The following is a 13,138-nucleotide window of genomic DNA, read 5'->3' on the forward strand; positions in this document are numbered from 1 at the left end:
AGGGGCTTTTTGTATTTTTGATATCAGTGTTGGTGTTTCTAAATAAGCATTATACAGGGCTAATAGAGGGCGTTTTTGAGACAGGCTGTAACGTGCTGTTTGAGAGCAGTAGTAGAAACAGTGGTTCAGGAAGGGAAGGTCAAAAAAAACTGTGGAAAGGCTAGGCTGACGGAAACAAAAAGGCCGATACAAAGTACCGACCTTACAGAAGCCTATGGAGTTAACTGTGCTCAAGTTAGATCTCAAACATAAACCAGTATCCATAAGCACAGATTAGTGCGGGCACACTAGAGTACAAGGTCGCGACCAGCGCCGCTTTGGGAGCCATCGCAATCGCAGGGAATAGCGCGTCACCATCATTTGAGATTGCGTTACCTACCTGAGCCGAAAGTGGTAGTGCGCCTGAAAGGTATAAGCTAGTGACCAATAATTGTGGTCCACAGCCCGGTAGCAAACCCATCAACACGCCAGCCAGGGGGAGCATGATGCCCCAGCTTGAGAATAGCGCCGCAAAATCGACATTTGCTATCACAGAACCAAATTCAAAGAAAAGAAAGGCAACCACCACCCAAGCGGTGACAAAGTTTGTATCTTGAGCGGTCTTTTGCAGTGGATGAGAGCCCACACACTTTTCGTCCTCACTCACCGCCGATTTGTAATCCTCAATTTCACGGGTCAGCCCCCACAGAAACATCGAGCTGATCAGCAAAATTGTCCCCGCCCATTCCATCGACATTTCAGGCAAAGCGAGCAGCTCGTTCACATCGACTTGAAAAGATCCAAGTAGGGCAACGGCAGCACCAGGAACAATCAGTACAGACCAAAGGTAACCTTGCAGGTTTATCGCTTTTTTAGAGACCGATTCTTTGTCTTGAGATTGAGCAGTGCAGCTGTTAGTGGCGTCATTTTTCTCTGTTTGTTTCGGGCGTAAGAAGTCGTCTGCATGAAATAAGTTAATGATTCGGCCTGACGCAGTGCCCACAATCACGCCCATCGCCATCATGGCTAAACCTGTTTTAGGCTCGCTCGCTATGAGTAGGAACGCCGCGTCACCCATGGTTGAGACGAGCACCGCAACTACCGCACCAAATCCGAGTTTTCCCGAGATAAATTGCGTGGTCACCACTATCGCACCGCCACAGCCGGGTAGCGCTCCCATGAGAGCCGCGAACACCACTTGGTTTGAACGAGATTGATGGATGAGCTTATTGAAGACGTTATCTTTGTTGATGTACAGGCTTAACCAATGGTAAATAGCCAAGGTTAAAGCAACATAACAAGACACTGCCCAAAACGCGTCTGATAAAGTAGTCACCGTCAGCTCTCGTGTAGCTGGGGCTGCAACCAATGCTGCAAGTGAGATAGGCAAAAGCAGGCGCTTAAATGACAGTGAAAACTGAGTTGTTTTCGCAGCGCTACTGCTTGGTAAAAAAGAGATTAGTCGATCCATAGGTGTTACTCAAAATTAATGGCTTAAGATAAATATACACGAATGATAATAATTATCAATTGCATTTGTTGTTTTTTTATCTATTGTTACTATTGGCTAAACCCACGAAACATGACCAATCTAAAAAAATGAGGTAAAGTATGGCTAATAAAGAGAGGCTCTAAAGGTAGAGTCATAATTGTTAGTGTAATAGGAAGAAACATGATTTTAGTTGTTGGTCACAAAAACCCTGATAGTGACAGTATTTGTAGTGCGTTAGTTGCAACAGAGCTTCTTAAAGCTCGTGGCGAGGAAGCGACACCAATTCGCCAAGGCGAGATCAACCGCGAAACTCAACACATTCTAGAAGTCGCTGGTGCTGAAAAGCCAGAGCTTCGTACTTCTGTTGCTGGTGAGAAAATCTGGCTAGTAGACTACTCAGATCTAGCACAAGCACCAGATGATGTTGCTGATGCAGAGATCGTAGGTATTGTCGATCACCACCGTCTAGGTGACGTGATGACAGTAAACCCAATGGAAGCTTGGATCTGGCCTGTTGGTTGTACAAACACTGTACTTTTCAACATGTTCAAGATTGAAGGTCACGCAATCTCTCAACAAATCGCTAAACTAATGATGTCTGCAATTCTTTCAGACACAGTGGGTTTCGCTTCTCCAACATGTACTCAAAAAGACAAAGACGCCGTTGCTGAGCTTGCTGAAATCGCTGGCGTAACTGACGTTGATGCATTCATCAAAGCGCTTCTAATCGCTAAGACAAACATCGAAGGCCTATCTGCTGCACAGCTAGTAGAAAAAGACCTTAAAGGCTACCCATTCAACGGTCGTGATGTTGTTGTTGGTCAAGTTGAACTTGCGACTCTTGAGCAAGTAGATGGCATGATCGAAGCACTAGAAGCTGATCTTGAAGAGCGTTGTGAGAAAGACGGTCTAGCGTTCGCTGCGGTAATGCTAACAGATATCACTACTGCTCAAACTCGTCTTCTATACAAAGGTGAGTGGGCTGAGAAATTGGTTAAGCACGAGAAAGACGGCGTATTGATGATGGAAAATACACTAAGCCGTAAGAAGCAAGGCTGGCCTTGGCTACAAGGTGAGCTTGTTTAATCAAGTCGCTTAATATTAAACGCCTGCTTATTTAGCAGGCGTTTTTCTTTGAAGTAGACTTTCTTCTTCATCGATAATGTTTGAAGTTAAAAACACTCGGCATAAAATAGCTTTAAGAGCAAAGTTACTGACTAAAGTAGGAAATTAAGATGACTACACAGCTAGACGATAAAAAAATCGCTGAAATCAACAAGTATACGGGCGAGCAACGCCTGAAATACTGTGTGAAAGAAATCGTAGCAAACCGTGAAGTATGGATCTTAACCGATGAACACGGTTGTGTAATGCTGAACACAGAAGATGAAGATTGTGTTCCAGTATGGCCAAACCAAGAGTTCGCAGAATCATGGGCAACGGGTGATTGGTCTGAGTGTAAAGCTGAGTCTATTTCGTTGAATAAATGGCACAGTCGCTGGACGAACGGTCTAGAAGACGACGAACTTGCTGTTGTAGTATTCCCGAACGAGCAAGAAGAAGGCGTTATCTTGTTCCCTGATGAGTTCGATTTCGAATTGAAAAAGCAGGCAGCTAAGCGCTAATTCTTTCGTAATACAGTAACATCGTAAGTCAGCGCTGCCTTTCTTAGGCAGCGCTATTATTCAATTATCCCATCTAAGCTGCTTCCAACGTATATTCGTCAATACCCAATCAACTGATACAAAGGCGCTTGCTGTGCGGCTTTAGAAGCTTGCTGAAGCACACCTGTTTTGCTGTATCTCTTGAGTATCTTTCGAACGATAGGTTTTACTTCAGATTTTGTCATTCCAGCTTTCAATTCTGGTTCATACAGCAATTGCAGTAGCACTACGTCTAACGGCGATAATAAGTCTTCTGGCGTGTGGTCGTTGAAAATAGAAGGGTAGGCTTTATCTGAATCATTCGGCAGGCCTAGAACTTGTGTGATCTCTTCCACGATACAGGCGACCAGCTTACCTCGCGATCTTGCCTGATCAACCGGGATTACAATCCCAGCGTATACAATCTCGCCTTTAGAATTGGTTCTATAGCCCGCCGTGCAGATGGCGCTATTTAAATGCTGAGTTGATTTGAGCTTGAGCACCGATTTCGCCTCAGATACCCACTGGCTCTGCCTTGTGTATATCCATTTAACGTTCGCTTCGGACTCTTTACTGACGATTGTGATTGGGTGTTGAGTGACTTCAGATAAGTGTTGGATATGAAGCTCTGTGAGCTCTTGATGCAGTTCCTCATCGCCCACTCGATGATCGATCCAAATCTTGATCGGTTGTTTCCACTTGGCGAGCGGTTTGTTGCCTTGGGAGTATTCGTGTTGCAGTGCGACTTTATAAAACGCAGTTTCAACGAAGGTTCTATCTAACCAAGTAAGCGGTGTGCTTGTCGCGTTAAAGGACAACAGCACCAACAAGAGGGGAAGCATTGAAGCTGTTCGATACATACTTTTCCCCTCTGCTAAATGTAGCGTGATTCCAGGTTAGTGGTTGGGCGCTTTGGAGAAATGGCTCTCAACCAATCTTTGGGTGATTTGGTGAGTTGGATTGGTTAGCACTTGATCTGTTTCCCCACTCTCAACCACATTGCCTTCATGCATGACAATGATCTTGTCGGTAATGTGTTTAACAATACCGAGGTGTTGAGATACATAAACGAACGATACGCCCATCTCTTCTTGTAACTCTAAGAACAGATTGATGATTTGCGAGCGCATTGCCATGTCCAAACCATTTAAAGCTTCATCAGCAACAATGATGGATGGCTGAAGTATTAAGGCACGAGCCAAACAAACCCTTTGTTTCTGGCCTGCAGCAAGCATCTGAGGGTAGAAATACGCATGTTCCGGTAGAAGGCCTACGCGCAGTAGTGTGTCTTTCACACGACGCATACGAGCTTCTGGAGGCATGTTGGTGTTTCGCTTTAATGGACCTTCAAGAATTCGACCGATCTGAATGCGCGGGTTAAGTGACGTATTCGGATCTTGGAAGATCATTCGAATCAGCTTACAACGAGTCGAGTAGTCTTTGTGCTCTAGCTTTTCGCCATTCACGCGGATCTCGCCTGCGGTTGGCTCCACCATGCCTGCGAGCATTCTGGCTAATGTTGATTTGCCAGAACCATTCTGGCCGATAAAACCAATTGTCTGGCCTGCTTCAAGAGAAAAGCTAACTGGCTTCACCGCCTGATGAATCTTTTTACGGAAAAGACCAGAGCGAGTCGTAAAGTCTTTAGACAAATCACTGACTTCTAATAATGCACTCATGATTTCTTTTTCTTCTCCATATTCAGAGGGAAGTGACAGTTGAACTTATGGTTCTTTATACGTTTCGTATGTGGGATCTCGACACACTGCCTTTGTGCGTATGGGCAGCGAGGCCCTAATCGACAACCAATAGGAAGATGTTGCAGCGGTGGAATTGACCCCGGCAAAGACTGGAGCTTTTCTTTGTGGGGAATCCAGTCGTTAAAGTCTGGCATCGCTTTTAACAAAGCAACGGTGTACGGGTGCTTTGGTGCATCCAACAGCTTCGGTGTATCAGCGGATTCTACCGATTGACCACAGTACATCACGGTAATGCGAGTCGCCCATTGGGTAATGGTGGTTAAGTCATGGCCGATCAACACGATGGTGGTGTTATTGATCTGGTTCATACGACTCAAAAGACGCAATATTTGAGACTGTGTAATTGGGTCTAAATCGTTGGTTGGCTCGTCAGCAATCAAGACTTTTGGCTTGGCAGCGATCGCCATTGCGATCATCACCTTTTGACACTCACCATCTGTCAGCTCATAAGAGTAACTGTCCATTAGGCGAGAGTGGTCTTTGATGCCGACTTTGTGTAGTAATGCGATCGCTTGCTTCTTATGCCACTTAAATCGTTGCCACCAACGACCTTCAAACGAATGGGAAGGGATCGCTTCAACGAGCTGGTTACCTACTTTTTCAGAAGGGTCAAGACACGTTGATGGCTCTTGGAAGATCATTGCGATATCGCGGGCGATCACTCGGCGTCTTTCTTTCGGCGTCAGTTGCAGTAGGTCGATATTACCTAAGCGCATTCGGTCTGCAGAAACCTTCCAGTTTTCTTTACATACTCCGACGATCGCTTTTGCAACCAAGCTCTTACCTGAGCCTGATTCACCTACTAAGCCGCGAATTTCCCCTTCATTGAGGGTAATACTCATTCGATCTACGGCTTTAACCATCCCTTGAGGGGTCTCAATCTCGATGGTTAGATGTCGAATATCAAGTAACGGCATTATTCGATTCCTGCATTTAGCGCTTGGCGAACACCTTCACCGACGAGGTTAATCACGATAACTGTAAACATAATAGCTAAGCCGGGTAGGGTAACTGTCCATGGCGCAAGGTAAATCAACTCGACCGAATCACCCAAGATTGAGCCCCATTCGGTACTCGGTGCTTGAGCGCCAAGCCCTAGGAAACCTAAAGCCGTGATATCAAGAATTGCGACTGACAGTGCCAGCGTAACTTCAAGCGCGATCACGGTAAGGATGTTCGGAAGGATTGAGTTCCATAGCAGGTAAAAATCGTTCGCACCATCAAGGCGAGAAGCCAGAATATAGTCTTTTTCTACTTCAGCATGCACGGCAATGTACACCGAGCGTATAAAGCGCGGGATCAGTGCCAAACACAAGGCGAGCAAGATATTGAACTCGCCAAAGCCAAGGAATGCCACGAAGATAATCGCCAGCAGAAGAGATGGAATCGACATAACAGTATCAAGCAGGTGGTTTAGCGTGCTTGATAGTAAGCCGCGCGTCATACCAGCAAGTACGCCAATCAGACAACCAATGACGGCTGCGATAAAGGTAATCACCACCGCGGCGCCGAAGGTTAACTGAGAGCCAATTATTAGGCGAGAGAGAATATCTCGGCCCAAGTCATCCGTACCTAGAAAGTATTCTACCGTTCCCGCGGGATCCCATGAGGGCGGCGTTAATAGGTGACCGGTTTGTTCTTGTGCATCATGCGGGGCTAACCACGGTGAAGTGACGGTGACCAGAATGATAAGCACCAAACACCATAAGCCAAACATCGCCAGATTATTACTACGGAAGCTGCGCCAGAAACGTTCGAACTGGGTTGGAATCTGTTCTTCTTGGTAGACGTTATTTGTTAGCATACCATTCCTTCCTTACCAGTGGATTAATCATCGCGCCCAGTAGATCGGACAGAATGTTGGCGGTTAAAACCAAGGTTGCTACCACAATTACGCCTGCTTGAATTGAAACGTAATCTCGATTCGATAAGGCATCCAGTAACCAACGACCAATGCCCGGCCAGTTAAAGATAGACTCGGTAACAATAGCAAGCGTTAACATACTTGATAGCTGAACACCGACCTTAGGAATAATCGGAGGTATCGCGTTTCTTAGCACGTGCTGCGTGATGATCTCTCTAGTGGAAAGACCTTTAATTCGCGCAGCGCGGATGTAGTTTTGTGTCATTACTTCAGCCACTGACGCTCTCATCAATCGGATGACCTGAGTCGTTGGCGCCAGCGCTAAAACAAGACAAGGCAACGCCATATGCTCGATAACACTTTGTAGTGCGTGCGCGCGGTAGTGACCTTCGGCAAAAAAGGCGTCAATCATCGCGAAGCCAGTCACGTGTTCAATCTCGTAAAGTAGGTCGTATCGGCCACCAACCGGGAACATTTCAAAGTGCAGTGAAAACACCATGATCATCAGCAATGCGACCCAAAATATAGGTGCAGAGTAACCGGCCATTGAGGTGAACGATATGGTGGTATCAACAAATTTACCTTGTCTCATACCAGCAATGGTGCCGAAAGGGATACCGATGATGAGTGCCAACACAAAGGCAAAGAAGCACAGCTCTAGCGTTGCAGGGAACACCACGACCAACTCATCGATGATAGGCACACCGTGTTTGCTTAGGCCAAAGTTTAGCGTCGATAATTCAGTGATATAGCTAATCCATCCAGGCCAGAAATCTTGAATTGCCCATGGGGAGGTTTGGTCTAATCGAAGCAGAGAAAAACCCACTAAGGTTAGAATCCCTAGCGTAATAACGAATAAGTTTACACGTCTTAATGTATACCAAAACATTACTGCACCTCTCTTCTGACTTGATCAAAAGGTTGGGCATTGAAAGGACTTGCTTTAAAGCCTGTTAGCGAACGATCGTGCACGCGAAATTGCACGCCATGAGCCAGAGGAATCACAGGAACTTCTTCATTTAGAATATTTTGGGCTTGTCGGTACAAGTTCACACGGTGCCTTTGTTGATTGATCTCTAATGCTAAGTCGAGAAGGAAATCAAAGTCTGAATTACACCACATCGAGACGTTTAACCCTGCACGCTCAGAGCTGCATGAGAGCAGCGGACGTAAGAAGTTGTCTGGATCACCTGTATTGCCTATCCAGCCTGTAAGCAACAAGTCTGTTGAGGAAATAGAGGACAACTGTGTGCGGTCAAATCGGTCGTCGGTATAGAGTTTCAATTCAATACCAATATCGGCTAAGTTTGCTTGGATAAGTTCTGCCGTTTTTCTTGGACTTGGATTGTATGCGCGTGGCTCTAGTGGTACCCACATTGAAAGCTCTAACCCAGGTTCAACGCCAGCTTCTTTGAGAAGCGCAACCGCATAGTTTCGGTCGTAGCGAACTTGAACGCTGTCTTTTTGGTGAGCCCAAGAAGTAGGAGGAAGCAAGGTGTAGGCTTTGGTTCCTGTACCGTAATACACAGAATCAAGAATGTTCTGACGATTGATGGCTAAGTTGAGCGCTTTACGAACTCGAGAGTCACGCAGTGCAGGGTGCTCAGTATTCAGCGCGATGAAAGAGACATTAACCGCCGGAGTAGCAGAAATCTTCAACTCTTCGTGAGCCTGAATAATAGGGATCTGGCTAGAGATCGGAGAGTTGAGCACGTCACACTCACTGCGAAGAAGCTTGGCAAGTGTGCCCGTTCCACGTTGCGAAGTATCGAACACAACTTGGTCCATTTGTACTTCACCTTTCCAGTAGTGCTTGTTCTTTTTCAAGCGCACTAGGTCGTTGATTTGGTATTCATCTAAGTAGAAAGGGCCAGTGCCGACAGGATTGGAATCGATTCGATTTTTCTCATCCGCTGCAATGAGCTGATTGGCATACTCTTTAGAGTGAATGACCGCATAGCTGGTGGCGATGTTATTGAGAAATGAATTGTCTGGGCGACTTAATTGGAATTTCACTGTTAGGTCGTCGACTGCGGTGATATCGACAATCAGGTTCTTGAAGTCGATTCCGGCAAACCATGGATATAGGCCGCCACCCACATAATGAAATGGGTTTGAACTATCAATGACACGTTCAAAGCTAAACACCACATCTTGTGCATTCATGCTACGAGTTGGGGTGAACCAACCTGTCGTTTGGAACGCAACATTTGGGCGTAGTTTGAACGTGTATTCTGTACCTGATTTATCAACAGACCAACTTGTCACTAAGTTCTGTTTTGGTCGGTACGTCATCGGATCAAGAGTGAGCAGTGTATCGAAGATTTGAGGACTCAGCGATTCTGCGGTAATGCCACTATCAACCAGCTGTGGGTTGAAGGTACTAGGGTTACCTTGGCCACAATAAATGAAGCCTTTTTCACGGATTTGCTCGTGATTCACACTCTCACCACATCCAGCGAGAAAGCTCAACGTGCAGATGCTCAGTGATAGTCTTATTAGTGCTTTCATAAAAAGAAATACTTTTCGAAACGAGGCGTTAGAGGAGCCTCAAGATCCGGACAATTTAACATTTTATTTATTCGGCTCCAAATAATAATCAAGTGTGGACAGCTATTTATCGTTAGCTTGTCCGACAATCGCGTACTTCCTCACCATTCCACGTAATTGGTTGTAGGTTAACCCAAGCAATTCTGCGGCTTGTTTCTGGTTATATTTGCTCTGTTTTAGTGCTTGGTTGAGTAGCTTGATGTTTTGTTGTTCTTGCCATGCTTTGTAATCTAGCGGCAAAGAAAACAAGCTCTCTGATGAAGTATGGCTGTTAGATGGTTCATTGCCAGTTTCCGGAGAGGAATCTTGCTCTGTTTTCCATGCGGGCTTAAATGGGTTAAACACCAAATATTCAATAGGATATGGGTCTTTTCCGTGCTGATAGATCGCTCGCTCAATGACGTTTTTGAGCTCTCGTACATTCCCTGGCCAAGAATAATCTAAAAGCGATTCAACGGCAGAAGGGGCAAAGCCAACAAACAACTCCAATTCCAATTCACGACACATCTTAATGGCGTAGTATTCTGCGAGTAGCATGATGTCTTCTTTTCGCTCACGCAAAGGAGGGATAGTAATGACGTCAAACGCCAGTCTATCTAATAGGTCAGCCCTGAATTCGCCCTTTAATGCCATGTCTGGTAAGTCGGCATTGGTTGCACACACCAGTCTTACATTGGCACTTAGCGCTTTTTGCCCACCGACACGTTCATATTGCCCGTATTCAATAACGCGCAATAGCTTCTCTTGAACCGCAAGGGGAGTGGTCGCCAGCTCATCCAGAAACAGTGTGCCGCCTTCTGCTCTTTCAAAACGGCCTTGATGACGACCTTTCGAACCCGTAAACGACCCCGACTCGTGACCAAACAGTTCAGAATCAATCAAACCTTCACTGAGGGTTGAGCAGTTCAATGAGATCAAAGGTTGATCCCAACGTCTTGAGAGGTAATGCAGTCTTTGTGCGATCAGCTCTTTACCTGTGCCGCGCTCGCCAATGATCAGAATGGGTCTTTCTATTGGTGCGAGTTGGGATACTTTATCTAAAACAGAGAGAAAGCTAGGTGATTCACCAATGAGGTTCTGCTGCATAGCGCGTCCTTGTATGAATTGATCGCTGGAGAGGTCATGAAAGAGCCGTAGTGGTGAAAAATACCAATACTTGGCTAAATTCATCATAGCATGGTTCGGATTAATAACCATTTTATTGTAAGTAACTGATAATAAATGGCTTAAAAGTTGGCATGCTACTTGGATTACTTATGGTAGGTTTCACAACAAACGTAAATTTTTGAGCAAGTGGATTGTTAAAGTCGTACAGCGATTTGAAACGCATTTGCCATCATTGTAATTAAGGAGTTCCTCATGGGTATTTTTTCTCGCTTTGCAGACATTGTAAATTCAAACATCAGTGCACTATTAGATAAGGCCGAAGATCCTGAAAAGATGATTCGCCTGATTATCCAAGAAATGGAAGACACGCTGGTTGAGGTTCGTACTAACTCAGCAAAAGCAATCGCAGACAAGAAAGAGCTAGCACGTAAAGTTGAAGCTATCGAAACTCAGATTCTAGATTGGCAAAACAAAGCGACACTCGCACTGACTAAGCAACGTGAAGATCTGGCAAGAGCGGCGCTAATCGAAAAGCAAAAACTGGAAGACATCATCAAGAGCCTTCACACCGAGCAAACTTTGGTTCATGAAACCATAGAAAAGCTAACCAGTGAGATCGGCAAGCTTGAAACCAAAATTGCAGAAACTCGCGCAAAGCAACAAGCATTAATGATTCGTAATAATGCGGCGAGCAATCGTCGTGATGTTCAAAAACACCTGCATTCAAGCAAAACCAACGAAGCAATGGCGAAGTTTGAGCAATTCTCGCGTAAAGTGGATGAATTAGAAGCTGAAGCGGACGTTTACGCTAAGACGGGTAACGCAAAATCTTTAGACCAAGAGTTTGCCGAACTACAAGCTCAAGATGAAATCGAAAAAGAGCTAGCGAAACTGAAGCAACAAGTTGAAAACCGCGATAAATAATCTAGGAGTTGTCTATGTCAACATTTCTAATTGCAGGTCCAATGATTGTCTTTTTAATCTTCGTGGCACCGCTATGGTTATTCTTACATTACCGCAGCAAGAAGAAATCCAGCAATGGTCTTTCTGAAACGGATCTTCAACGTCTGCATAAGCTTTCTGCGCAAGCCGAATCCATGCAAGACCGAGTGAAAACGCTAGAAAAAATACTGGATGCGGAGTCGCCTAACTGGAGACGAAACTATGAGTAGAGAACTGTATCGCGACACGATTAACGGCAAATTGTCTGGTGTGTGTGCAGGGTTAGCGAACTACTTTGGCCTTGAAGTGTGGTTGGTTCGCATCTTAGTTATCTCAGCAGCACTGCTTGGTGGTAGTTTTCTGGTGTTATTAGCGTATTTAGCTTTGACATTTATGCTTGAAAAACAACCACCTCACTATGTTGATGAGATGAAAGCCAAACAAGAGCACACACTCAAACAAAAGCCTTGGGAAAAAGGGCAAACGGCAGAGTCGTTACTGGGCACTTTAGAGGGTGATTTCCAGAAGTTAGAGACCAGTGTCCGCAACATGGAAGCTTATGTGACCTCCGACACCTTTAAAGTCGACCGCGCATTTAAGAACATGTAACGATAAGTCTAAAAAAGATTCGATAACGGTTTAGGAAAATTTATTCCAAGCCGTTATTTTTTTTAATAATTTTGTCTAAATAAATCTTACGATAACTGGTAAGTTACATGTGATTAATCTATGTTATAAAAATATTTATAGATATGGATGATCACCAATGTATAGAGCCTCCGTTGTCCTATTGACAGCCTTAGCTGGGTTGTCTGGGTGTGGTAAGGAGCTTCCTCCCGTACCTGAACCTGATTCTAGACCCGCCAAACTCTTCACCGTTTCCGTCGGTAATAATGCCTTTGAACGTAGTTTTCCAGCCACCACAGAAGCTGGCGATAAAGCCGTTCTTGCGTTCCGTGTTCCTGGGTTACTTCAGACTATCGATGTCACATCGGGTCAACAGGTTACCAAAGGTGACAAACTTGCAACGCTTAACCCTGATGAATATCAGCTGTTAGAAAAGCAAGCGAGAGCTAACTTTAAGCTTGCCGATGTTCAATACCAACGCTCGATTAAGCTGCGTAAAGATCGAGTGGTTTCAGAGCAAGATTTCGATCAAGCGAAAGCCAACCACAACTCGGCTAAAGCTGTCCTGAACCAAGCTAAGGCTAATCTACGTTACACCACTCTGGTTGCGCCTTACGATGGAACGATTTCCATCATTCCTGCTGAAAACCATGAATACATCGCGGCGAAACAAGGTGTGATGAATATTCAAACCAATCAGATTCTTAAAGTCGTTTTCTTATTACCCGACCAACTTATCACGCGCTTTTCTTCAGGGTTTGAAACCGATGCAACCATGGTATTTGATGCGTTTCCTGAGAACCCTTACGTTTTGACTTTCCAAGAAGTTGATACCGAAGCGGATCCAAAAACGGGTTCATACAAGGTAACCATGGTAATGGAAAGACCGACGGATATCGGTATTTTACCGGGCATGTCTGGCACGGTAAGGCTTGTTTCTGCGCAAGCCGCTGCGACTAAAATTCCTACGTCGGCCATGATGACCGATGGAGATGATGTCTCCGTATGGCGTGTGAATAACGACGGTATTGTTGAAAATGTTGCCATCGTCATCGATGAAAAACGTCATATAGTCTCTGGGCTAAACGACGGAGATCGTATTGTCACTTCTGGCGTTAATGGTCTTGAGCCGGGCGTAAAAGTCCGAGAGTGGATCAAGGAAAGGGGGCTATAA

General features: G+C 45.2%; 14 protein-coding genes. 6 read left to right on the forward strand and 8 right to left on the reverse strand.

All coding sequences use genetic code 11. The features are described from left to right. Positions 1–235: 235 nt before the first annotated feature. The gene (locus OCV19_RS05770) at positions 236–1,450 is read right to left on the reverse strand and encodes a putative manganese transporter (RefSeq protein ID WP_065675738.1); all 1,215 of its coding nucleotides are present in this window, start codon (positions 1,448–1,450) and stop codon (positions 236–238) included. A 201-nt stretch (positions 1,451–1,651) separates the two neighbouring features. Between OCV19_RS05770 and OCV19_RS05775 the strand changes: the two genes are divergently transcribed. Together OCV19_RS05775 and OCV19_RS05780 are read left to right on the forward strand one after the other, a co-directional pair. Beyond that, on the forward strand, positions 1,652–2,557 hold the full coding sequence (locus OCV19_RS05775) for a manganese-dependent inorganic pyrophosphatase (protein ID WP_017060302.1): 906 nt from the start codon (positions 1,652–1,654) through the stop codon (positions 2,555–2,557). A gap of 149 nt (positions 2,558–2,706) precedes the next feature. Beyond that, positions 2,707–3,096 (forward strand): DUF2750 domain-containing protein, encoded by a 390-nt coding sequence (locus OCV19_RS05780; RefSeq protein WP_004734596.1) that lies wholly within the window; start codon positions 2,707–2,709, stop codon positions 3,094–3,096. Between the two features lie 98 nt (positions 3,097–3,194). On the opposite strand, the gene OCV19_RS05785 is transcribed toward OCV19_RS05780, so the two are convergent. The 7 genes from OCV19_RS05785 to pspF form a co-directional block, all read right to left on the reverse strand. Beyond that, positions 3,195–3,974 carry a DUF2927 domain-containing protein gene (locus tag OCV19_RS05785; RefSeq protein WP_065675737.1) on the reverse strand — a complete coding sequence of 260 codons (780 nt, stop codon included), beginning with the start codon at positions 3,972–3,974 and terminating at the stop codon, positions 3,195–3,197. A gap of 36 nt (positions 3,975–4,010) precedes the next feature. Further along, complete coding sequence (locus OCV19_RS05790; protein WP_017060304.1) at positions 4,011–4,793, reverse strand: peptide ABC transporter ATP-binding protein; 783 nt, start codon at positions 4,791–4,793, stop codon at positions 4,011–4,013. After that, positions 4,790–5,791, reverse strand: coding sequence for a peptide ABC transporter ATP-binding protein (locus OCV19_RS05795; protein WP_065675736.1), 1,002 nt, complete (start codon positions 5,789–5,791; stop codon positions 4,790–4,792). The genes OCV19_RS05790 and OCV19_RS05795 overlap by 4 nt, the downstream gene beginning before the upstream one ends. After that, positions 5,791–6,678, reverse strand: coding sequence for a putrescine export ABC transporter permease SapC (gene sapC, locus OCV19_RS05800; protein WP_017065331.1), 888 nt, complete (start codon positions 6,676–6,678; stop codon positions 5,791–5,793). Before sapC ends, OCV19_RS05795 begins: the two co-directional genes overlap by 1 nt. Then, positions 6,665–7,627 (reverse strand): ABC transporter permease, encoded by a 963-nt coding sequence (locus OCV19_RS05805; protein ID WP_065675735.1) that lies wholly within the window; start codon positions 7,625–7,627, stop codon positions 6,665–6,667. Before OCV19_RS05805 ends, sapC begins: the two co-directional genes overlap by 14 nt. Next, a complete protein-coding gene (sapA, locus tag OCV19_RS05810) occupies positions 7,627–9,249 on the reverse strand; it encodes an ABC transporter substrate-binding protein SapA (protein WP_065675734.1) in 1,623 nt (540 codons plus the stop codon). Before sapA ends, OCV19_RS05805 begins: the two co-directional genes overlap by 1 nt. Positions 9,250–9,351: 102 nt before the next feature. Next, positions 9,352–10,374, reverse strand: a complete 1,023-nt coding sequence (pspF, locus tag OCV19_RS05815; RefSeq protein WP_065675733.1) for a phage shock protein operon transcriptional activator — start codon at positions 10,372–10,374, stop codon at positions 9,352–9,354. A 273-nt stretch (positions 10,375–10,647) separates the two neighbouring features. Here pspF and pspA point away from each other — a divergent pair, with 273 nt between their 5' ends. The 4 genes from pspA (at position 10,648) to OCV19_RS05835 (ending at position 13,138) form a co-directional block, all read left to right on the forward strand. Then, positions 10,648–11,319: a phage shock protein PspA gene (gene pspA, locus OCV19_RS05820; protein WP_010440091.1), complete on the forward strand. Its 672-nt coding sequence runs from the start codon at positions 10,648–10,650 to the stop codon at positions 11,317–11,319. 14 nt (positions 11,320–11,333) lie between these two features. Continuing rightward, positions 11,334–11,567 carry an envelope stress response membrane protein PspB gene (gene pspB, locus OCV19_RS05825; RefSeq protein ID WP_065675732.1) on the forward strand — a complete coding sequence of 78 codons (234 nt, stop codon included), beginning with the start codon at positions 11,334–11,336 and terminating at the stop codon, positions 11,565–11,567. Further along, complete coding sequence (gene pspC / locus OCV19_RS05830) at positions 11,560–11,946, forward strand: envelope stress response membrane protein PspC (protein WP_029405576.1); 387 nt, start codon at positions 11,560–11,562, stop codon at positions 11,944–11,946. The genes pspB and pspC overlap by 8 nt, the downstream gene beginning before the upstream one ends. Positions 11,947–12,103: 157 nt before the next feature. Beyond that, on the forward strand, positions 12,104–13,138 hold the full coding sequence (locus tag OCV19_RS05835; RefSeq protein ID WP_065675731.1) for an efflux RND transporter periplasmic adaptor subunit: 1,035 nt from the start codon (positions 12,104–12,106) through the stop codon (positions 13,136–13,138).

It is taken from the genome of Vibrio celticus (genome assembly GCF_024347335.1).
In the GTDB taxonomy this organism is placed as follows: domain Bacteria; phylum Pseudomonadota; class Gammaproteobacteria; order Enterobacterales; family Vibrionaceae; genus Vibrio; species Vibrio celticus.

What these genes read in the sequence shown, in the direction of transcription:
- OCV19_RS05770 (WP_065675738.1), bottom strand. Translation starts at nt 1,450, where the DNA reads ATGGATCGACTAATCTCTTTTTTACCAAGCAGTAGCGCTGCGAAAACA.
- OCV19_RS05775 (WP_017060302.1), top strand. Translation starts at nt 1,652, where the DNA reads ATGATTTTAGTTGTTGGTCACAAAAACCCTGATAGTGACAGTATTTGT.
- OCV19_RS05780 (WP_004734596.1), top strand. Translation starts at nt 2,707, where the DNA reads ATGACTACACAGCTAGACGATAAAAAAATCGCTGAAATCAACAAGTAT.
- OCV19_RS05785 (WP_065675737.1), bottom strand. Translation starts at nt 3,974, where the DNA reads ATGTATCGAACAGCTTCAATGCTTCCCCTCTTGTTGGTGCTGTTGTCC.
- OCV19_RS05790 (WP_017060304.1), bottom strand. Translation starts at nt 4,793, where the DNA reads ATGAGTGCATTATTAGAAGTCAGTGATTTGTCTAAAGACTTTACGACT.
- OCV19_RS05795 (WP_065675736.1), bottom strand. Translation starts at nt 5,791, where the DNA reads ATGCCGTTACTTGATATTCGACATCTAACCATCGAGATTGAGACCCCT.
- sapC (WP_017065331.1), bottom strand. Translation starts at nt 6,678, where the DNA reads ATGCTAACAAATAACGTCTACCAAGAAGAACAGATTCCAACCCAGTTC.
- OCV19_RS05805 (WP_065675735.1), bottom strand. Translation starts at nt 7,627, where the DNA reads ATGTTTTGGTATACATTAAGACGTGTAAACTTATTCGTTATTACGCTA.
- sapA (WP_065675734.1), bottom strand. Translation starts at nt 9,249, where the DNA reads ATGAAAGCACTAATAAGACTATCACTGAGCATCTGCACGTTGAGCTTT.
- pspF (WP_065675733.1), bottom strand. Translation starts at nt 10,374, where the DNA reads ATGCAGCAGAACCTCATTGGTGAATCACCTAGCTTTCTCTCTGTTTTA.
- pspA (WP_010440091.1), top strand. Translation starts at nt 10,648, where the DNA reads ATGGGTATTTTTTCTCGCTTTGCAGACATTGTAAATTCAAACATCAGT.
- pspB (WP_065675732.1), top strand. Translation starts at nt 11,334, where the DNA reads ATGTCAACATTTCTAATTGCAGGTCCAATGATTGTCTTTTTAATCTTC.
- pspC (WP_029405576.1), top strand. Translation starts at nt 11,560, where the DNA reads ATGAGTAGAGAACTGTATCGCGACACGATTAACGGCAAATTGTCTGGT.
- OCV19_RS05835 (WP_065675731.1), top strand. Translation starts at nt 12,104, where the DNA reads ATGTATAGAGCCTCCGTTGTCCTATTGACAGCCTTAGCTGGGTTGTCT.